Here is a 19,688-nt window from a genome sequence, read left to right on the forward strand (position 1 = left end):
AGAAAATGTACAAAATCCTCCCTAAACAAACCGCCTCGATGTACACCCGTGATGGTGTACGCCTGGATGCAGATATCTATCAACCGAATGCAGAAGGTGAGTTTCCTGTATTATTAATGCGACAACCCTACGGTAGAGCGATCGCTTCTACGGTGGTTTATGCTCATCCTAGTTGGTATGCTAGCCAGGGTTATATTGTTGTGATTCAAGATGTGCGGGGGCGGGGTACATCAGAGGGTGAGTTTGAGTTATTCGCCAATGAAATTGCTGATGGTGCAGATAGCGTTAATTGGGCGGCTAGTTTACCCGCTAGTAATGGACTGGTGGGAATGTATGGTTTTTCCTATCAGGGAATGACTCAATTATATGCGGCGATCGCCAAACCGCCAGCCCTGAAAACGATTTGTCCAGCAATGATTGGTTATGATTTGTATACAGATTGGGCTTATGAAGGTGGTGCATTCTGTCTACAAACCAATTTAGCTTGGGCAATACAATTAGCCGCAGAAACCGCACGATTACATGGTAATCAAACAGCATATCAAGCTTTATTTGCTGCTTCACGCCATCTTCCCATCAATCAGCCCGAAATTTTGCAAAAACTTGCGCCAGAGTCCTTTTATCATGATTGGCTAGCCCATCCCCAACCTGATAATTATTGGCAACAACTCTCACCTAAAACCTACTTTGACAGTGTTGACTTGCCGATGTTTCATATTGGTGGATGGTTTGATACTTATCTGCGCGGTACATTGCACCTATACAAAGATATGACAGCCCGTGCTAAGACTCTCCAACATTTAATTATTGGCCCTTGGGCGCATTTACCCTGGGGACGCAAAGTTGGGGAGGCTGATTTTGGCAAGTTAGCAGCTAGCCCCATCGATCAAATGCAGATTCGTTGGTTTAATCAATTTCTCAAAGGTGTAGATACAGGTTTATTCAATGAGTCTCCTGTGTGCTTTTTTGAAATGGGTAGCAACACTTGGCAAGATTTCCCCACTTTACCTACACCAAACCAGAAATCCTACTTTTTGTCAACCACCGGATTAGCTAGCATCCGAGAAAATGCCGGCATCCTCATCGCCAGCCCCCAATCCCCACTTCCCACTCCCCAAGACATATTAGTCCATGACCCTTGGCGACCAGTGCCGGCGGTGGGTGGTCATGCAGCAATACCGGCGGGTGTGTTTGAGCGATCGCATATAGATTCCCGTTCTGATGTGTTAACTTACACCAGCGCACCTTTAACGGCAGATTTATCTCTCATGGGGGACGTATTAGTAGAAATTTGCTGTGAGTGTGACCAAGATAGTTATGATTTATGCGCTGTACTCTCCCAGGTGTATCCTGATGGGAGAGTGTACAACATAACGCAAGGTTATTTACATTGCCCAGACACCACAAATGGCATGATTAAACAGATACAACTGCAAACAGTATGTATACGAGTAGCCAAAGGTAATTGTTTGCGTTTGAGTTTGAGTTTAGCTTGTTATCCAGCCTATGCTATGAACTCTGGGAAAGGGGCTATATTCAGTAGTGAGGGTTTCATGAAGGCTCAGATCACTACATTGAGTGTTAATTGCGATCGTTGTCAGGTTTTATTGCCTGTGGGGGTGTAGGGGTGTGGGGGTGTGGGGTGTAGGGGTGTAGGGGTGTAGGGGAAGAAAAAATTATCTGTGAACAACAAAAGACGCAAAGGATAACTTTGCGTCTTTTTAAAGAACATACCTATGCCCTATGCCCTATGCCCTATGCCCCAAGCGGCGGGGCGGCTATCCCTCTCCACCCACAAGGGGATGGAGTTTCCCGCCGCTTTTAATGAAATTGGTGAAATTAGAAACTAAATGTAGTTCTCAATGCACCAATGACTACGGAATCATTGTTATCATCATGATCTGGTGCTGTCAGCCAGATTAAACCAGGTGTGATGGTGATATTGTCGCTGACTTTGTATTGATAAAATGCCTCAAGGTGGAAAGATGTGTCACTATCTTTAGGTAATACCTCAAGATTGGAACTGGTGACTTTAGGTTCCATACCGGCGATGATACCGGCTAAATTGCCTTTTTTCCCAAGGTCAGGGAAGGCTAGAGTTACGGCATAGTTCCAAATGTCAACATCTCCACGTTCGCCTGTCAAGGTGCGGCTATTGGTATAGCCTGCCCAACCACCCAATATTATGTTATCAGTGATACCGACGGATGCCTGCACACCGTAGGAGTTGCTGGAAAATGCTACATCGTTGAGTTGCTGGTTGAGTGCTAAATTTTGGAAGGTTGCAGCATTGCTACCTGTGGCTAGTGGCTGTTTGTATGAGTTAATGTATGTTAACCCAACAGTAATGCGATCGCTAGGTTTAACTGTTAACTGTGCCAATGCGCCATAAGCACCATCAAACAAACCATTCTTAGCGGCTGGGTTGTTAGCTGTGCCACTCAAATATCCTAGACTCAGAGCCAATTTATCACTGAATTGATGGGTAACACCTATACCTGTACCACCTATCTGACCATAAATGGGGTTGCGTGTACCAAAGGTAGATAAAGCACCAAAAGCTCCATCACCATCAAAAGGATTCACGGTGCTAGTGAGGTCATCTGCTGCACCTCCAGTAGCAATCAGTTTAACTTGAGTATTCTTAGTGGCAGGGAATGCGTACCATAAAGTACCTATGGCAGCGTTATTACTTGGTGCTGCACTAGCGAAAAATAGGTTGCCCTCTGTAGTATTAATGTTGGGGGTGAAAATATTGTTGGCTTCAATTCTGGTAAACAGAGTATCTTGACCACTGAAACTACTTACCAATTCCAGACGCGCTCTGTATGCCAGAGTGGTATTCTTGTCTGTAACGTCGGTGTTTTCAACGCGATCGCCTGATAAGACATCACTTACTACAGCTACAACTTGTCCTTGTAGTTTGGTTGTGGTAGAAAACTGATTGGCTTCCAATTCAGCAGTACGAGCTTCTAGTGCGTCTACTCGTCCTCTGAGTGTGGCTAACTCTGCGGAAAACTCTTCTTGGAGTTTTTGCAAGGTAGCTAAATCTTGTTTGGTAACTAAATCAGCAGTGGCGGTAGCAATTAATTCATTGACTCTATCCAGACAAGCATTGACACCTGCGGCGAACTCATACCGTGTCATGGCGCGATTACCACGATATGTCCCATTGGGATAGCCTGCAATACAACCATAACGTTCTACCAAGGATTGCAATGCTTGAAATGCCCAATCGGTAGGTTGTACGTCTGATAATTGAGACACAGAGGTAACTTGTGACATTACCTGGTCTTGAGAGGAGTTGTCTGCTTTGACAACTGGAGTCGGGGTGTTGGATGATTCCTTAATTTCTGATGGGGTAGATATTTCCCCGGCAAATGCAGCAGTACCAGAAAATAACACCATGCTGCACAATGCTGGACTAGCTAGTAAATACTTCCAAAATTTCGCCATTTTGTCCTCACACTGAAAAATATGCTGAATTTCTACTTGGTAACACCAATACCAAGCCTTGACGATTGCAAAGTTTTTAACAACGGATTCACAGAATCTTAGCAGTACCTAGCAAATTTTTTAACAGTATAAATCAATAATTCATAAATTCCTCGATTTAAGTGTGGGTTATGTAAAGGTTAAGCATAGTAGTTGACTCAACTTTTGTCTAGTGAAGTGGGAAGTTTCCTACAACTTATCTGATAGGTGTAGGGGTTTAGGGGTTTGGGGGTGTAGGGGTGTAGGGGTGTAGGGGTGTAGGGGTGTAGGGGTGTAGGGGTGTAGGGGTGTAGGGGTGTAGGGGTGTAGGGGTGTAGGGGTAGGCTGTTGACTCTGTACTTTTTTTAGGGGTAAAAGTTCATGCAGTTTCTGTGTCTTCGTAATCAGGAGAAAATAATATTTTTCGTTTCGAGAGCGAAGACTGACCAAAAACCTGAAGAAACCATGCTTCAACATCAGCAAAGCTAATATTTAAAAGTGCATTTTTAACAACAGTAGTTGTTAAATCCATAGTCGATAGACATATGGTTAGTAGCATTTGACTGATTTCTTTAAATGGACAGCGAGCAGAAAATTGCTTGTATTTTCCAAAGAGTGATTCAATAACATCAGAAGTAGCCAAAAAAGTACCTTCATGCTTGATTTTGTTACATTGAACAGCTAGATAACCCAAAATATCTTGCTGAAGCTTCTGGAGACAATTATCATCATAATTATCTTGATTATTTGCGAAATGCACAAGAGAATCATGATTGATTCCTGATTGTTTAAGCTCAGTTTCGATACGGCGTGTTAGCAATACCATTTGATTCCATTTAATTAAATCTGATTGATAATCATTTAACCACCCCAACTTATCTCTGACTTTTTGATAAATCACTGTGGGGGCAATATCTGGAATCAGGCTAATTAGAGTTTCCACTGATGAGTTTAATAACTTAATTCCCCAATTAGTTAGCCTTTCAATATTAAAATAACGACATTGAGAACGCTGTGATGGCGGAGCTAAAAAAGATAATTCTGTTTGCTGTAATTGCTGCCTACATATGCTACACTTTTGGATAAATGATTGATATCTCTTATCTGATTCTAATTGATATTTTAATAGTAATGCCATTGCGTGAGTCACATCATGCGTATAAATTACCTCTGGATTATTTTCTTGATATAGCTTGATTCCACGCGCTAGGTCACTACTATTATCTGCAACGATTTGTCTTGGTACTCCCACCCTTTGGCTAATTTTATCTAATTGCTTTTCTATGATTTCTCCTTTGGTAGACTCCATTATTTCTATTGCTAGTATTTCTACGTCTTTATGTGATAATCCCCTCTTTTCCTCAATTACATTTGATAATAAGTATTCCTGTGACACCCCTAGCACAACTAAAGCTTTATGTTTTCCCAATGCTAAAGTAAAATCCACAATGTAAATCCAATCCCTGCGATACTCTTTTTCTCTTTTTAACTCATATATTGCTATTCTTCCTAACCATTTTCTAATACAGCTAAAGCTAGGAGTTGCCTGTGATTCACAATCATTAAATAATTCAAAAACTTTCTCTACACCTCTAAAACTAATCCCACTGTTGATTAACAAATGTATCGCTTGCTGAATTGTTTTTACATCATAATAGTGACCCTTAATCTTTAAGTCTGTTTCACCCATCTCCGATTCTATGTCGGCTGATTGGTTTTCGATTTCTGCTTTTTTTCGCTCTCCTCCTCCAACTTCAGTTTTTTTAACCTTGCTTCTGCCGCCATCGCACGCTTTTTCCACTTCTCTCTCGAATCCGTTAAGTCTCTCACTTTTATTTCTAAAGCTCTGATTTGCTTCTGTTTTACGACCGCCTTCTCTTTCCAGTTTTCTCTACCTTTCTTGAACAATCTCGCTAATCTACTCACTGGGCTTTTAAACTCTTGCATAGACTTTGACTTTGCTGGATTTTTCCGACACAATTATTGTATGAACTAATTCTGCCTTAAAACCGACAAAGTCAACAGCCTAGTGTAGGGGTGTAGGGGTTAGTAAAACGGTAAGGCAATTTGTTGTGATTACTGAGGCAGACTCGTGTTATCCTAAATTTGAGAATGAGAATTATTATTATAAAATTTCCTTCATTCTCAAAATCTATATTGAAAGTGCGATCGCAGCAGCTAGAGCATAGTTGCGGAGGGGAAGACTATGGGGAAAAGAAGCATAGCAACAAAAGGTATCCTGTCGTTAATTACCTTGGTAATATTGTCGGTAACAGTTGGTTGTAACTCATCGAGCCAGACTGAAGACACAACTACTCAAAAGTCTCCACAAGCACAGGAAGCAGCATCTACTCCTGTAGCGCAACCAGCAAAAATCAAGGTTGTAACAACATTTTTACCGATGTATTTATTTACAAAAGCTGTGGCTGGAGATGCAGCAGATGTGGAGATATTAATTTCTCCAGGCACAGAAGTCCATGAATATCAAGCTACACCAGATAACGTTAAAGCGATCGCTACAGCAGATATTTTAGTGAAAAATGGGTTGGGATTAGAGGAATTTTTGGCAGCCACCGTCAAAAATGCCGAAAACCCTAAATTAAAGCAAATTGATGCTAGTGCTGGCATTAAACCCTTAAATGAAATCTCACCAGTAGTAAAAGCCACAAAAGACCACGACCATGACCATGACCACGCTGAAGGTAATCCCCATGTGTGGTTAGATCCTGTATTAGTAAAACAGCAAGTAACAAATATTCGTGATGGCTTAATTGCTGCCGACCCAGCAAATAAAGCTACCTACGAGGCTAATGCTAGTGCTTATATTCAAGAATTAGAAAATTTAAACACTCAATTTCAGCAGACATTAGAAAAAACTCCTAACTGCACCTTTGTCACCTTTCATGATGCCTATCCATACCTAGCTCAACGTTATAACCTCAAACAAGTAGCCGTAGTAGAAATTCCTGAAGATCAACTTTCTCCAGCAGATATACAAAATACCATCAAAGCAGTTAGAAAATATAATGTAAAAGCTTTATTTAATGAGCCAGGAGTAGACAACAAATTACTCACTAGTCTTTCTCAAGACCTGAAATTAACATTAGCTTCTTTAGATTCTTTAGAAGCTGGTGAAAAAGATCCACAGTATTATTTTCAAGCCATGAAAGCTAACTTACAAACCATAGAAACAGCTTGTAAGTAACGCTTATTTATTCCTATAGCATATGCGAAATCAGAAAGGTAAGTAAGTCGGCGAGAAAAAAACAAACTACATTAAGTAATGTAAAATTTAATTGAATGGGCTTGTAGTAAGGGCTTTAGCCCTTAAGAGAGGACTAAAGTCCCTACTACAAACCTTGAATTATTCACGCCGTTCTACTTATTTTTAATTTTAATTTTGGAGTGACATTACGTGACATCGCCTGTTCTCAAAGTTGAGGGATTAACTGTATATCAAGGTAATTATTTAGCTGTGCGGGATGTTTCCTTTGAGTTAACACCAGGAACAGACACAGCTGTAGTTGGCCCTAATGGTGCAGGTAAAAGTACATTAGTTAAAGCTGTTTTAGATTTAATTCCCCGTAGTGCCGGGAAGATTGAAATATTCGGTCTTCCTCTCAATAGGTTAGGTAATTTACGTTATCTTTTAGGCTATATGCCGCAAAATTTTGTTTTTGATCGTAGTTTTCCTATTTCAGTTCAAGAATTAGTAGGTTTAGGATGGGTAGCTACAAGTAGAAATAACTTTTCATTTTTATCTAAACTACGACATCAAGCCACGGAAAAATCTTTAGCAGTAAGCGAAGCTTTAAGAAGAACAGACACTTATCACTTGCGAAACCAAAGTATTGGGACTTTGAGTGGTGGTCAACTCAAGCGAGTATTGCTAGCTTACTGCTTAGTCATCCCTAGAAAACTATTGGTATTAGATGAAGCCTTTGCTGGAGTTGATATGCAAGGTGCAGCCGATTTTTATAGGTTGTTGAATGAATTGAAGCAAGAAGAAAACTGGACAATTTTGCAGGTTTCCCATGATATAGATATGGTAAACCGTCATTGCGATCGCGTGCTTTGCCTCAATCAAACAGTCGTCTGTACCGGACAACCTGAAATTGCCCTCTCACCCCAAAACCTTTTAGCAACCTACGGCCCAGGCTTTAGCCGCTACCAACATCATCATTAAAACAGTGAACAGTGAACAGTTATCAGTTATCAGTTATCAGTCATGACATTGAGTACCCAGCTACCAACGCTTTCGACCAATTGGTAAGGTGTTTTACAAATTACTTAGGCGCAAACCTTTCCTTTGCTACGCAAGTCCGTAGGGTATTACGTAGCTTGCTTTACTGCGTAACGCTCCGCGAACTCGCTTTGCGAGTATTACGAATTACGTAGCTTGCTACTCTCCGAGAACGCTCCGCGAACTCGCTTTGCGAGTATTACGAATTACGAATTACGAATTACGAATTATTATTAGTCTTTTTCGTCCAAGTGTTCAGCTACAGCCTGATAAAGATGAAAAATATGATTATCGTGCAGGCTATAAAATACATTGCGTCCTTGTTTACGATAAGTTACTAAACGCATAGCTCGTAAATTGCGTAGCTGGTGAGAGACAGCCGACTCACTCATTTCTAATAAAGCTGCTAAATCACTGACACAAAGTTCTTTAGTTGATAAAAATGAGAGGATTCTGAGTCTATTAGCATCTCCTAAAAAGCTGAAAAAATCTGCCATACGTTGAGCTTTTTCTGTTGTCAGTAGCTCATTTGGGATCGATGGCACAATATTATTGTCTATCACAGAGTATTTCGTATTTGATTTTAGCATTTGGGTTATTGAAATTTATTTTTTTATTAAAATGTGCTTAAAATTATATCTATATATAACATTTTTTTAATTAATTAAGTAAAGCCACACAAACACAGCAATTTGATTTGTGAACATACTTTTAACAGTTGTAAAAATTAACATTATGTATGTAATTTATGGTTGTCATCTCAACTTGTTAGCAATAGCTAGTAGCAACGATTTGATAGATTTGTGGCAATTTCCATTTATGCAGCGAGCGATCGCAGGTGCTATTCTCATGGGCATAATTGGGGGTTTACTGGGTAGTTTTGTGACTTTGCGCCAGTTATCATTCTTTAGCCATGCTGTTGGTCATGCAGCATTGGTAGGGGTAGTATTAGGGGTGCTGCTACAAATCAACCCCACTTGGATGCTAATACCTTTTACGTTAGTTTTTGGGGTGATTGTTCTGTACTTAATTGATCAGACAGATTTAGCTAGTGATAGCGTACTTAGTATAGTCCTTTCGGGTGCATTAGCGATCGGTGTAATCCTAACCAATCTAATTCAAGGTTATCGCGGTAACTTAATGGGTGTGTTATTTGGGGATATTTTAGCAATTGACACTACAGATATAATTTTAACAATTCTTGTACTAGCAGCTAGTAGCATATTCTTACTCTTAACCCTGCCACAGCAAATTTTGCTCACATTAAATCTAGATGTGGCAAGGGTGCAAGGCGTTCCAGTCAACCTTTACCGCTACGGGTTTGTGGTGCTACTAGCACTGGCTGTAGCTGTCGCAATTAAAGCTGTTGGTGTTTTATTAGTGAATGCTTTTTTAGTTATTCCTGCGTCTACAGCTAAATTAATCAGTCATCACTTCAGCAATTTTTTATTCTTATCAACAATAGTTGGTGCAACTAGTAGCGTTGCAGGTATTCTTCTCTCTGGTATTTTTAACCTACCCTCAGGCCCCAGTATTGTACTAGTTCAGTTCCTGTTGTTTGTGGCTGTGTTCACCTGGTTAAAATTGGGGTGGAAATCAACATAATTTTTTTTGCTGATTTCCTTGCCAAATCATTTTATGTTTGCTAAGATAATTAATCGTGGTCAACAAAAAGACCAAGCCGGGATAGCTCAGTCGGTAGAGCAGAGGACTGAAAATCCTCGTGTCACCAGTTCAAGTCTGGTTCCTGGCATTTACAAAAAACCCTTGAAATCATTGAGTTTCAAGGGTTTTTTAATTTCCAAGCCCTAATAAAAATAGAACTAATGTTCTATTTTTGAGATAAATATTGGACATTTTTGGATACCTTTAGACCAAAAAGTGGTGTAAAAATGGTGTAAATGGTGTAGAGTAGAGGATAATTACACCATTAATACATATGTTCTCAAAAGATTCTAAGGAACGGGGATACAAAGGATCTGTATCAATCATTAGCTCTAATGGTCGGTTACAGTTGAGATTTCACTACGGTGGTAAGCGTCATTATTTGTCTACAGGATTACTTGATACTCCCGCTAACCGGAAACTGGCAGAATACAAAGCAGCGGAGATTGAGAAAGACATCTTATACGAGCGGTTTGACGAATCTTTAGAGAAATACAAGCCTAGATCATCTCTAAGTACGGTTACACCAGTTACACCAATTCACAAACCAAAACCACACTTAGATGAGCTTTGGAATAAATATAGCGAGTTCAAAAAACCTCAAGTCAGTCCTAGTACCTTCGCTAAAGACTTTACTAAGCATCGGAATCACATCGCTAAGTTGCCAACGCGATCGCTAGATGAAGCATCTGCTATTCGAGATTATCTTTTGGCCAATTTAACCCCAGATGCTGCTAAACGTTGTCTAACTCAGTTTAAAGCTTGCTGTAATTGGGCGATGGAAGAAGGATTAATAGACGCGAACCCTTTTGTTGCCATGAAAATCAAAACACCCAAGGGTGCTACAGAAGAACAAGATGTTAATCCTTTCAGTAAAGAAGAAAGAGATTTAATTATTCGTACTTTTGCTAGCGATCGCCACTACAACCACTATACTCACTATGTGCGCTTCCTGTTTTTTACAGGGTGCAGGCCATCTGAGGCAATCGCTTTGAAGTGGAAACACATTGCCAACAGTGTTATTCAGTTTCGGGAATCGGTTGTTGTCTCTGAAGATGGCTTAGTCTTAAAAGATGGATTAAAAACACAAAGAAAGCGGGATTTTCCTATTAACTCGGAAGTAAAAGCGATTTTGGATGAGATTAGACCGGAAGACGTTAATCCTGAAGCATTAATTTTCACCAGTCCGAAAGGAAAGTTTATCGACCATCACAACTTTTCTAATCGCGCATGGAAGTCTATTTTAGCCAAATGCGGCATTCCGTATCGCAAAAGCTATCAGACAAGACATACCTTTATCAGCTTATGCGTGGAATCACATATTAACAGCACTGCGATCGGGCGATGGACTGGAACCTCCGCCAAGATGATTGACAATCACTACGGTGCTACTAACTTTACAAACCTAAGACCACCTGAACTTTCCTAGAGAATATTTAAAAATTCACTATCTAAAATTCAAGAGTAAATCATGAACATACCCTTTTTGCCATTACCCAGTTCATATTGGGGATACACTCAACACTCAAAGGTAGATCATAAAGTTGAACTTCTCAAAGTTTTCGATATGATTCAATCTCAAAAACATAACCCAGAATTACTCATAACTCATACAGGTAAACCATTACAGTATTACAGGTTCTTAGTTATCGGAGAATTTTATCGAAAAAATATTGATTCTAATTCTATCTACAGTCAACTCCCTAAAAAGTTAGAACCAATTGTAAAACTAGAGGTTATGCTGTGGAGCGCAGTTATTAAAATACTTGAAAAAATGTATTCTATGAACTGTTTTATTAATTATCCTGCGACCTTATTCCATAGATTGATTGATGAGCAGGAATTAATGGAATTGATTGCCACTTACTCAGGAGGTAATCTTGCCGCCAAAAATTACATGGGTAATGTGCAATCCCAAAACCGTCAACTTCAGGGCTATGAAAATCCTTTTGATCCAGAAAAAGCTCCTGAAACAAGCGTTGACCCTAAAACAGGGAAATACGAGTGTTGGAACGGGTGCGAATGTAAAGATATTCGTGAAGCGATCAAGCCTTGGAATCAAGTTGTTAAGGAGAAATCTGGCGATCGCCTTTTCAAACCAAAACCGAAACCAAATCTACAATCGGAAATACTAAACTCTGCACCCATACCAGATGTATCAATAGAGATGGCAAGGTTATTGTAACCTGTGACATCACCAGCGCGTGTACAAAAGGGAAATGTGTACGAGATTTGTTATCAGTACAGTGATACGCAATGGGTACTCAGAACGGAAATTGAAAATGGAAAAAAGCACCCTGCTAGCAAACCAAAACCCTATCATCTTGATGCTTCTGGTAAAAGATGTTTAGGCAAAGGAAATGCAACTTGGAAGCCTTACAGAATAAGGGAAGTATTAAACTATGGTCAACATAAATGGGTACTATGCCTAGAGGGAGAGAAATGTGTAGAGGAGGCACTTTCTGGGCTTCAGATAGTATCATTTACAATTCAAGGTAGTGACTGGAACGAAAAAAGCCTCATCAAAGCAATCCAGGCAATAAAAGATGCTGATGTAGCAGGTATAGTCTATTTCCCCGATCAGGATGTTACAGGCTATAAGAAAGCAGAAAAAGTTGCACTAGCATCTGCTCAAGTTGGCTTACCATTCATCCAAATTAATCCCATAAGATTATGGCCAGATTGTCCAGAAAAAGGGGATATTGCAGACTGGTTAACCCTGAATATGAATCAAAAAGATTTTATTAAACGCTTAGAAGAAGAAATACATAAGGCTCTTGAAGATAGAAAAGCACAAGAAGCGCAATTAAAATCAAAAACATCAGATGTTGCTGATTCTGACATTCGTGCATTAACTAATCCCAACGTTGCATTTACACAAAAAGCCGTAAACTTTTTATACGGAGATAAAAAATGGATTTGTGCTGATGGCAAGTTGTATTATTGGACAGGAAAATACTATCATCATAGCCCAGACTCAGTAGAACGTCCTAAAATTGCCAATTTTTGTAATTCATTTAGTATAGTTAGCAAAGATGGCAACATCACTTACCCATATGCCAACCCCACAGCAGTGAGAAGAGTTTTGCTGTGGGTAAAAGTCAATCCTGGACAAGAGACTCAAAGGAAAGCCAGTCATTAAGCAATATGTGAGTCTACAAAGCTTATCTAGTAATCATGGTGAGTCAGTCATAGCAAGTCTCTAATTTTATGAAAAATATCAAATAATCATATTACAGGTATTGACCTTTATATAAATAATTAGTAGGGTCAATGTACAGAGATTAATTGACTAGATTGACTCACCAATGAGATACAGTAGGGTATACAGCCCTATCAATAGACTTAAACTGACTTACCCAATATAATGCTTCTCGGTAGCATGATTGTGATAGCAAAGTTTTAGATTAGCTTAACCTGAATTTGTCTTGTTTCAGGAATCTCTCAGTGTCCTTGTTGAAAGCATTAGCTTTGAGAGAAACAACCTATCTTTGAATTGTACCTTTTTGCAGGATATTAGGTGTTTTACCAGAATTGTATCGAGTACGTTGCAGCCAAGGTGGCAAAAATTATATACATATGTGCGGATAATGTAAGCATTGTTGTTGAGCAAAATTATGGTTGCCAATCCAGAAATTTGTCGAGCCAATGGGAAAAAATCTCGTGGGCCGGTTACACAAAAGGGTAAATCTATTGCTGCTCAAAACTCCACACGACATGGGTTGCTGTCAATTCACCCACCATTAGTGCTGGGGGAAGATTTGGAGGTATTCCAAGGCTTTGTGCAGTCTTTGATTGAGGAATACCAACCCACAACGGCTACTGAACAACTACTCGTACAGCAAGTCGCAATGGGTTGGTTAAAACTGAATCGTCTTTGGCAAGCGGAAGCGGCGATCGCCAATCTCGCCATCTTACGGGCTGAAATGAATTTTAAATTTCCTGATGCCCTGCAATCGCTTATTGATTCAGGAAGTGAGAGAAGTGGTGGAGAAGAACTGAAAAATTTACAGGCACAAATCAGGCAGGAAGAGCAAAAATCGCTGGCTTTACCTCCAGATACCGATAAATTAGCTCGATATGAACGGCACATTTTAAAAGGGCTAAACCAAGCATTAGAGCATTTAGCAGCAATCCGCCAGCAACGGCAGAATAGTGATTCTATGGGTTCGTCTGGTTATAAAACAGTTGAGCTAGTTAAATAGCAAGTTCAGTAGTTGAGTTGTGGATGCTTTTATATGGGCGACTTAAATGACTATGTTGAGATTGATAAATTCTTCTAGCTTGAATCACAAAGCTTGATTTACAGACAAAAGATGAGGCTGGAATTGAGTGGGTGATGAACTATGCCCAAGCTTGGGCGATCGCAATAGCACTAAAGTCTTAAAAACCGTTATATTTCGTTGATTTCAATCCCAAGATCGCGTTAAAGGCTCTATTGGTATATTTGGATCAATCTCAATCACTGTGATATTAGCATTCTCTACCACCGTATTTCCCATAATGGTATTGTGCATTGCCTCAAATTTCGATTCTTCCTCTGCAATGCGCTCGTAGTGCAGGATTACATGGTAATGCTTGGTAATTGGCTTTCCAGAGTCTGATCGCTCTATTGTGTCCCAAGCTATATTTTGTCGTTCTTCTGCTATTCGGCGATACTCATCGGCTAGTTTTTCTAGGGCGATGGCGATCGCGTGTTCTTTGGTTTGGCCGTAGCATTGTATATTGTCTCTAGGGGAATCGCTCAGAGACGATGATAATTGACAAATATACTGTCCATTGTCTTGGGGTAGGAGTGCGATCGTAATAGTTCCAGTGATGTCGGCGTTCACGTCAGTCATATTAACCGCGCTGATAAATATTTAGAGGATATGCTTACGGTTAAATTCTAAACTTAGATACAGCGCAGGTTGTTGTCAGGTATCTTTATATTCAAGTGTTTTATGAATGAGCGATCGCTTGGGCAATGTCAAAATTTACCACTTGAAATGTATACTAACGTTTGACGATAGTAACGCAAAACGATATCATTGTGATTGTTAATTTCAAGTCTGAAGAGACAAAGCTAGTTTTTGAAGGCTTTAAATCTTCTCAATACCCACCCAATATTCAGAAGACTGCTTTACGAAAATTACTTATCCTTGACGCAGCAACATCAATTAATGACTTGCGCGTTCCACCTGGAAATCGCTTAGAAAAGCTAGTTGGTGATAGAAGTGGGCAGTACAGTATTCGGATTAATGATCAATGGCGGATTTGCTTTATTTGGACAGATGAAAACAATGCTTCGGAAGTTGAAATAGTCGATTATCACTAGGTATAAAAATCATTATGAATAACAACCGATTGCCAAACATTCACCCAGGCGAAATCCTACAGCTAGAATTTTTAGAACCGTTGAATATCACAGCCTATAGATTAAGCAAAGATATAGGTGTAGCTCAGACACGAATTAGTGAAATTTTATCTGGAAAGCGCAGTATTACGGCAGATACCGCTTTGCGTTTATCCTGCTATTTTGGCAACACTGCCCAGTTTTGGTTAAATTTACAAACACAATATGATTTACGTCAAGCCCTTGAAGAAAATTCAGAAGTTTACCATCAAATTCATAAACTTCCGTCTAATGATGTAGCCTAAAATTCATACAAATTATGAGATGATCACTCTATTCGCCTATTTCAAGTTTGCGTTTTTCAATTTCGGCGATCGGTAGTAATAATGTGTTTTCTATTTGTCGTCTTACATCACTACTTATTTTACACCCATTATTCAAGCAAGCTGCCAGTAATTTATTTGCAACATAATATTTGTGAATGAGTTCCTGTTGTTTATCTCTAAAATTCCAAATATTACCAATATTTCGATGTTTGATTAGTATGTTTTTTAATTTTTTTATAAAATATTTACTATTTTGTTCAAACCAGTGATCAAACTGTTCAACATAATATTCATAATTATTATTCAAAAAATTTTGATTTTTGTGGCTAGGTAGTTTAACTCTCAGCAGTTGTAACTCTTGTAAGAGTAATGAATTAATATCATCAATTGTAAAGCTTTCTATGAATTCAATAATGTCCTTGAATACATACGGGCCGCTACTAAGACTAGAGCCAATTACAATAGCTATCTCATCTTTAAAATCAGAGTTGAAAGATAAAGTCAGATCAAACCATAAATTTTGAGTCATAAAATCATAATCCAATCCATGAGTAAAACAAATAAAATCTATAATAAATTCCAGAACAAAAAGAAGAGCTTTATCATTTTCATATTCAAGAGCAATGTCAATACATAATAGATGAAGAAGATTAAGAGTATATCTTTTGTCCCAACTTATATCAGCAGAGATTTCATCATTAAAAACCAATATAAGATCCATATAAAAGCATCTAAGAGATGAATATCTATATTCACTTCTGATTAATTGAGATTTAGTGTTTATCCAATCAAGACAATCTTGTATTTCTTCATCTAGTGCCACACTTCCGTCGATATTCATCTTCATAAGTTTTATTATTTCACTGGCATCGGTAGTCATCTCTGTTGACATTAAAAAAATTTCCTGCCAATGTTGAAAAGTAATATATTTAACTAAACTTACCCAAGCAGTCTTGTTAACAAACCACTTTGCGACTAAATACTCTTGAAACGTGAGATGTGAAAACGACCAAACTTTCTGCGATCGCTCAATTAATAACCCATGCTGAGAAGCGATCGCCTTCAAAACTGCTCGACTATCCCGCAGTCCAATTCCTAAAAACTCTGCTATGTAACCTTCAATTTCTGCCTGCTCAAACAAAACATACTGCGGCTGCTCAAACTTTTTCACCGCCAGATAACTAAGTAATTCCAGCTTTCGTTCTGGTGATAAATCTCGGTAAATCTCATCTCGCTCAATCTCCCGTGACTTGTCCCACTGCTCTAGTATTAGCTCTAACCCTTCCTCATAAAGCTTGGAACGCTTTGAGTAGAACTTGCCAGTCTGATGAAACACAGCACAAGTCAAACTCAGCAAAATTGGTGTAATCACTAAATCCCGAATCGGTTCATTCTCCTCTAGAAAAAGCTGATTTAGAAACTCCTGCGATCGCGCTAATCCTGCTGAGTCATCCCCAATAACTGCCTTAAACCAATGCTCAGAAAAAGATTGCACCTGGGCTTCATTAAAATCTGCTATTTCTACATAATCAAAACGCTCAAACCGCGATTCTTGGCTTTGCGTCCGACAGGTCACAATTACCTGCACCTGCGGATAAGAACGAGCAAACTGCTTAATTTGCTTGGTGATGTTTTTACCATCTTCTCCTGTGACTTCATCTAAACCATCTAGCAATACTAATGCTCGACCTTGATGGAAAATCAAATTAATTTCTGTGTTAGATAACTGCCAGCACTGCTCAAAATAAAGCTCCAGCGAATGGGTAAATTTACGTCCATCCTCTATAAACTCTCGCAATTTAATCAAGACTGGGATTCGGTGTGCTTGTAAATTGCCAGTGTTGCACTCGGTAACGACTCGTTGCAAATAAGTAGTCTTCCCTGAACCTGGTTTACCAACTACCATGAGATTTGTATTTTTCGCCAGTACCTCTAGTCCTGAAACCCTGTGCCGTTCTCTACCTAAGCCAATGCGATCTAAACTGCGATCGCCTGAATACCTCTCCATCCCAGTTGTAAAATCTTGCCACAGGTCATCAAGTTCTGACCTACGACTACTACTCAGTTCCTCTAGGATGTTCACATCTACAAACAAATCGCCTAAAGGAACGCAGTGATCTACACCCCATAATGGCATTGTGCTATGTAATCGCTGAATATTATCATGAATACGCGATCGCACTTGTTGTACCAGTGCATCAACAGACTGCTGATTCTGTCCTTTATATGCGGCAAATTGACCAGTAGCTTTTAGTTCCTCAAGGAGAGACCTGATTATTTCTCGAATTAATTCTGCGTCTGCGCCGTAATAAGTGCGATCGCCTATGTGTATTTCCTGTCCTTGTCCCAGGTTGACTGCATATTTCCCTTGCTGAGAGACAATCTGACCACTACCACTAAGCCAATTTCGCAGAACTGTTATATCAGCCTCAGTCTGCTGTTTTTTGACGATGCGCTCAAGTATGGTGTTAAGTTCTTCAGGGGTGGTCATTTTGATTATGGTTTAGCAGTCGATTTTTATTTGGGTTGAGATGGCGATCGCAAATAAGCAACTTTTTTCTATTTCTGTTGTAAACATAACCTGATTTTACTGTTGCCAAACTTTAATGGTCTGATCTCTACCTCCACTTATTAGTGTTTTTCCATCTGGACTAATTGCAATTGATGTCACACCTCTGCGATGTCTTTCAGGAAAAATTTGTAATTCGTTTTGATTAATTTTCCACTCTACAATTGTTTCATCATTACTTCCACTCACTAAAGTTTTACCGTCTGGGCTAAATACAAGGCAAGTAACGGCATTTGAATGTTGTTGGAGAGTCTGAGGGGTTTCTTTAGTATTTAAATACCAAAGTTTAATCTTATTGTCATTGCTGCCACTAGCCAATATTTCTCCATCTGGACTAAATACAAGCGTGTAAACAGCATCTCGATGTGCTGAAAGCGTAACTAAACATCTTTGTTTGGCTATATCCCACAGTTTGATTGTTTTATCGTAGCTACAACTTGCCAAAATGCTGAGATTTTTAGGGTTAAACGTCACACAGGTAACTTTATCTGTATGTTCCGAAAGTTTGGCGATTTCTCTTCCTGTTTCTACATCCCATAATTTAATGTCTTGGTTATCATTAGCTGCTAATATTTTGCTATCTGGACTAAAAGTAACTGAGTCAAAACCAAAAACATCAAAAAAGTTACTAAAAATGGTTTTACCAAATGTAGATAAAGCAGTTTGTTCTCCTAATCGCCAAATTTGTATTTGATATTGTGTACAAGCGGCAATTAGTTGACCATTTGGACTAATTGCTATAGAAGTAAACATATCTAACTTATTTGGAATGGGAATCTCTGGTAATATTTCCCATGTATTTATTTTCCAATGCTTAATAACTTGATATATGGCACTAACAAAATATTCTTGATTATGATTAGGACTAAAAGCTAACTTTAATCCATAACGCATCACATATTTTTGAGAAAAATCTGTGAAATTTTTGGCTAATTTATCTATGATGCTAATTCCAGTAGATTGGGTATAGTCATTCTCTGTTAAACTAGCGACACATCGCCAAGTTACTTTTTGAATGGCTTTAACTAGAGCTTTAATTGCTTCTTCATCCCAGGTTTGATAGATGCGATCGCCTATATGGATATCTCTACCTTCACCAATGTTGACATTGTATTTACCTAGTTGCGATACGATTTGGCGATCGCCAGCCAAAAGTAACTGACGTAAAAATTTTATATCTTCATCGGTTTGCTGTCCGTTTTCAACCCGATTCAGAATTTGCTTGAGGTGTTTATCAGGTGTCATTGAATACTTGTGAACAATGTATTAGTAATTTGGTTAAGAATCGCGGTTAACTCTTGGGTGAAATATAAAATTGTAAATGTAGTCTGACAAGATGATCAAAGGATAATATCTGTGACACTCAAAGAGTTAGAAAAACAACTTCTTGCCCTCAGCCCTGATGAAAAAGTCCAGGCTATACAGTTGCTTGCTCAAAGCCTTAGTAGCAGTTGGCAAGGAATTGAGAAAACCCCTGGAGTCTGTGGTGGAGAAGCACGCATTGCGAAAACTCGTATCCCCGTTTGGGTACTTGTGGAAGCTCGTCATCTTGCATACAGTGATGCTGACCTTTTGACGAGTTATCCCAGCATTACAGCTACTGATTTAGCTAATGCTTGGGTGTATGCAGAAGCCCATCCTGATGAAATCGAATTGGCAATTAAGCGTAATGAGGTAGCCTAGTCAATGGCACGATTTTACGCAGACGAGCAATTTCCATTTCCAGTTGTAGAACTATTACGTACTTTGGGACATGACGTTTTGACAGTTCAAGAAGCAGGAAAGGCAGAACAAGGTATACCTGATGAAGAAGTGCTGGCATTTGCCATCAGTCAAGAACGTTCGGTATTAACTATCAATAGAGATGATTTTATCAGGTTACATCGTCGTAATGATAATCACTGCGGCATTATTGTTTGTACTAACAATCGTAATTGGGAGCAGTTTGCAGCACGAATAAATGAGGCTGTAACATCAGAGGAATGTTTGAAAGGAAAACTAATTCGTGTCGTGCGTCCAGTCAGTTAAAACAGTTTAGTACGAATCTTTTGTAAAGAGTTTCTCATTTCTTTCAAG

18 protein-coding genes and 1 tRNA gene are annotated in these 19,688 nt (G+C 39.1%); 13 read left to right on the top strand and 6 right to left on the bottom strand.

All coding sequences use genetic code 11. The features are described from left to right. Nucleotides 1–5: 5 nt before the first annotated feature. Nucleotides 6–1,625, top strand: a complete 1,620-nt coding sequence (locus ACPZ3T_RS25440) for a CocE/NonD family hydrolase (RefSeq protein WP_490272217.1) — start codon at nucleotides 6–8, stop codon at nucleotides 1,623–1,625. 214 nt (nucleotides 1,626–1,839) lie between these two features. On the opposite strand, the gene ACPZ3T_RS25445 is transcribed toward ACPZ3T_RS25440, so the two are convergent. Together ACPZ3T_RS25445 and ACPZ3T_RS25450 are read right to left on the bottom strand one after the other, a co-directional pair. Beyond that, nucleotides 1,840–3,456, bottom strand: coding sequence for an iron uptake porin (locus ACPZ3T_RS25445; RefSeq protein WP_490272218.1), 1,617 nt, complete (start codon nucleotides 3,454–3,456; stop codon nucleotides 1,840–1,842). Between the two features lie 397 nt (nucleotides 3,457–3,853). Then, entirely contained in the window at nucleotides 3,854–5,275 is a 1,422-nt protein-coding gene (locus tag ACPZ3T_RS25450; protein ID WP_490270384.1) for a hypothetical protein, read from the bottom strand. Nucleotides 5,276–5,680: 405 nt separating this feature from the next. Between ACPZ3T_RS25450 and ACPZ3T_RS25455 the strand changes: the two genes are divergently transcribed. Both ACPZ3T_RS25455 and ACPZ3T_RS25460 read left to right on the top strand, forming a co-directional pair. Next, on the top strand, nucleotides 5,681–6,679 hold the full coding sequence (locus ACPZ3T_RS25455) for a metal ABC transporter substrate-binding protein (protein ID WP_490272219.1): 999 nt from the start codon (nucleotides 5,681–5,683) through the stop codon (nucleotides 6,677–6,679). 210 nt (nucleotides 6,680–6,889) lie between these two features. Further along, the gene (locus tag ACPZ3T_RS25460) at nucleotides 6,890–7,660 is read left to right on the top strand and encodes a metal ABC transporter ATP-binding protein (RefSeq protein ID WP_490272220.1); all 771 of its coding nucleotides are present in this window, start codon (nucleotides 6,890–6,892) and stop codon (nucleotides 7,658–7,660) included. 290 nt (nucleotides 7,661–7,950) lie between these two features. On the opposite strand, the gene ACPZ3T_RS25465 is transcribed toward ACPZ3T_RS25460, so the two are convergent. Continuing rightward, on the bottom strand, nucleotides 7,951–8,214 hold the full coding sequence (locus ACPZ3T_RS25465; protein WP_490277369.1) for an ArsR/SmtB family transcription factor: 264 nt from the start codon (nucleotides 8,212–8,214) through the stop codon (nucleotides 7,951–7,953). 238 nt (nucleotides 8,215–8,452) lie between these two features. Between ACPZ3T_RS25465 and ACPZ3T_RS25470 the strand changes: the two genes are divergently transcribed. The 6 genes from ACPZ3T_RS25470 to ACPZ3T_RS25495 all read left to right on the top strand — a co-directional run bounded on the left by ACPZ3T_RS25470 (nucleotide 8,453) and on the right by ACPZ3T_RS25495 (nucleotide 13,587). Then, a complete protein-coding gene (locus tag ACPZ3T_RS25470; RefSeq protein WP_490277370.1) occupies nucleotides 8,453–9,322 on the top strand; it encodes a metal ABC transporter permease in 870 nt (289 codons plus the stop codon). Between the two features lie 75 nt (nucleotides 9,323–9,397). Then, nucleotides 9,398–9,470, top strand: a tRNA-Phe gene (locus ACPZ3T_RS25475). Between the two features lie 186 nt (nucleotides 9,471–9,656). Then, complete coding sequence (locus tag ACPZ3T_RS25480) at nucleotides 9,657–10,811, top strand: Arm DNA-binding domain-containing protein (protein ID WP_490272221.1); 1,155 nt, start codon at nucleotides 9,657–9,659, stop codon at nucleotides 10,809–10,811. A gap of 138 nt (nucleotides 10,812–10,949) precedes the next feature. Beyond that, nucleotides 10,950–11,567 (top strand): hypothetical protein, encoded by a 618-nt coding sequence (locus ACPZ3T_RS25485; protein ID WP_490272222.1) that lies wholly within the window; start codon nucleotides 10,950–10,952, stop codon nucleotides 11,565–11,567. A gap of 36 nt (nucleotides 11,568–11,603) precedes the next feature. Beyond that, complete coding sequence (locus ACPZ3T_RS25490; RefSeq protein ID WP_490272223.1) at nucleotides 11,604–12,524, top strand: hypothetical protein; 921 nt, start codon at nucleotides 11,604–11,606, stop codon at nucleotides 12,522–12,524. 475 nt (nucleotides 12,525–12,999) lie between these two features. After that, complete coding sequence (locus ACPZ3T_RS25495) at nucleotides 13,000–13,587, top strand: hypothetical protein (RefSeq protein ID WP_490272224.1); 588 nt, start codon at nucleotides 13,000–13,002, stop codon at nucleotides 13,585–13,587. 204 nt (nucleotides 13,588–13,791) lie between these two features. Here ACPZ3T_RS25495 and ACPZ3T_RS25500 read toward each other — a convergent pair whose 3' ends face one another. After that, a complete protein-coding gene (locus ACPZ3T_RS25500) occupies nucleotides 13,792–14,223 on the bottom strand; it encodes a hypothetical protein (RefSeq protein WP_490272225.1) in 432 nt (143 codons plus the stop codon). Between the two features lie 191 nt (nucleotides 14,224–14,414). Between ACPZ3T_RS25500 and ACPZ3T_RS25505 the strand changes: the two genes are divergently transcribed. Together ACPZ3T_RS25505 and ACPZ3T_RS25510 are read left to right on the top strand one after the other, a co-directional pair. Then, on the top strand, nucleotides 14,415–14,699 hold the full coding sequence (locus ACPZ3T_RS25505) for a type II toxin-antitoxin system RelE/ParE family toxin (RefSeq protein WP_490272226.1): 285 nt from the start codon (nucleotides 14,415–14,417) through the stop codon (nucleotides 14,697–14,699). Between the two features lie 14 nt (nucleotides 14,700–14,713). Next, entirely contained in the window at nucleotides 14,714–15,022 is a 309-nt protein-coding gene (locus ACPZ3T_RS25510; RefSeq protein ID WP_490272227.1) for a HigA family addiction module antitoxin, read from the top strand. A gap of 28 nt (nucleotides 15,023–15,050) precedes the next feature. Here ACPZ3T_RS25510 and ACPZ3T_RS25515 read toward each other — a convergent pair whose 3' ends face one another. Beyond that, nucleotides 15,051–17,534, bottom strand: a complete 2,484-nt coding sequence (locus tag ACPZ3T_RS25515) for an NACHT C-terminal helical domain 2-containing protein (protein WP_490272228.1) — start codon at nucleotides 17,532–17,534, stop codon at nucleotides 15,051–15,053. 96 nt (nucleotides 17,535–17,630) lie between these two features. Then, nucleotides 17,631–18,857, bottom strand: coding sequence for a WD40 domain-containing protein (locus ACPZ3T_RS25520; protein WP_490272229.1), 1,227 nt, complete (start codon nucleotides 18,855–18,857; stop codon nucleotides 17,631–17,633). 111 nt (nucleotides 18,858–18,968) lie between these two features. Between ACPZ3T_RS25520 and ACPZ3T_RS25525 the strand changes: the two genes are divergently transcribed. Together ACPZ3T_RS25525 and ACPZ3T_RS25530 are read left to right on the top strand one after the other, a co-directional pair. Beyond that, nucleotides 18,969–19,295, top strand: a complete 327-nt coding sequence (locus ACPZ3T_RS25525) for a DUF433 domain-containing protein (protein ID WP_490272230.1) — start codon at nucleotides 18,969–18,971, stop codon at nucleotides 19,293–19,295. A 3-nt stretch (nucleotides 19,296–19,298) separates the two neighbouring features. Further along, nucleotides 19,299–19,640 carry a DUF5615 family PIN-like protein gene (locus ACPZ3T_RS25530; protein ID WP_490272231.1) on the top strand — a complete coding sequence of 114 codons (342 nt, stop codon included), beginning with the start codon at nucleotides 19,299–19,301 and terminating at the stop codon, nucleotides 19,638–19,640. The last annotated feature ends 48 nt before the right edge of the window (nucleotides 19,641–19,688 follow it).

Source organism: Aliinostoc maniaoense (assembly GCF_058172895.1).

Bases quoted from the DNA above. Each gene is read 5' to 3' on its own strand.
- ACPZ3T_RS25440 (WP_490272217.1), top strand. From the start codon at position 6: ATGTACAAAATCCTCCCTAAACAAACCGCCTCGATGTACACCCGTGAT.
- ACPZ3T_RS25445 (WP_490272218.1), bottom strand. From the start codon at position 3,456: ATGGCGAAATTTTGGAAGTATTTACTAGCTAGTCCAGCATTGTGCAGC.
- ACPZ3T_RS25455 (WP_490272219.1), top strand. From the start codon at position 5,681: ATGGGGAAAAGAAGCATAGCAACAAAAGGTATCCTGTCGTTAATTACC.
- ACPZ3T_RS25465 (WP_490277369.1), bottom strand. From the start codon at position 8,214: ATGGCAGATTTTTTCAGCTTTTTAGGAGATGCTAATAGACTCAGAATC.
- ACPZ3T_RS25470 (WP_490277370.1), top strand. From the start codon at position 8,453: ATGTATGTAATTTATGGTTGTCATCTCAACTTGTTAGCAATAGCTAGT.
- ACPZ3T_RS25480 (WP_490272221.1), top strand. From the start codon at position 9,657: ATGTTCTCAAAAGATTCTAAGGAACGGGGATACAAAGGATCTGTATCA.
- ACPZ3T_RS25485 (WP_490272222.1), top strand. From the start codon at position 10,950: ATGATTCAATCTCAAAAACATAACCCAGAATTACTCATAACTCATACA.
- ACPZ3T_RS25495 (WP_490272224.1), top strand. From the start codon at position 13,000: ATGGTTGCCAATCCAGAAATTTGTCGAGCCAATGGGAAAAAATCTCGT.
- ACPZ3T_RS25500 (WP_490272225.1), bottom strand. From the start codon at position 14,223: ATGACTGACGTGAACGCCGACATCACTGGAACTATTACGATCGCACTC.
- ACPZ3T_RS25510 (WP_490272227.1), top strand. From the start codon at position 14,714: ATGAATAACAACCGATTGCCAAACATTCACCCAGGCGAAATCCTACAG.
- ACPZ3T_RS25515 (WP_490272228.1), bottom strand. From the start codon at position 17,534: ATGACCACCCCTGAAGAACTTAACACCATACTTGAGCGCATCGTCAAA.
- ACPZ3T_RS25520 (WP_490272229.1), bottom strand. From the start codon at position 18,857: ATGACACCTGATAAACACCTCAAGCAAATTCTGAATCGGGTTGAAAAC.
- ACPZ3T_RS25530 (WP_490272231.1), top strand. From the start codon at position 19,299: ATGGCACGATTTTACGCAGACGAGCAATTTCCATTTCCAGTTGTAGAA.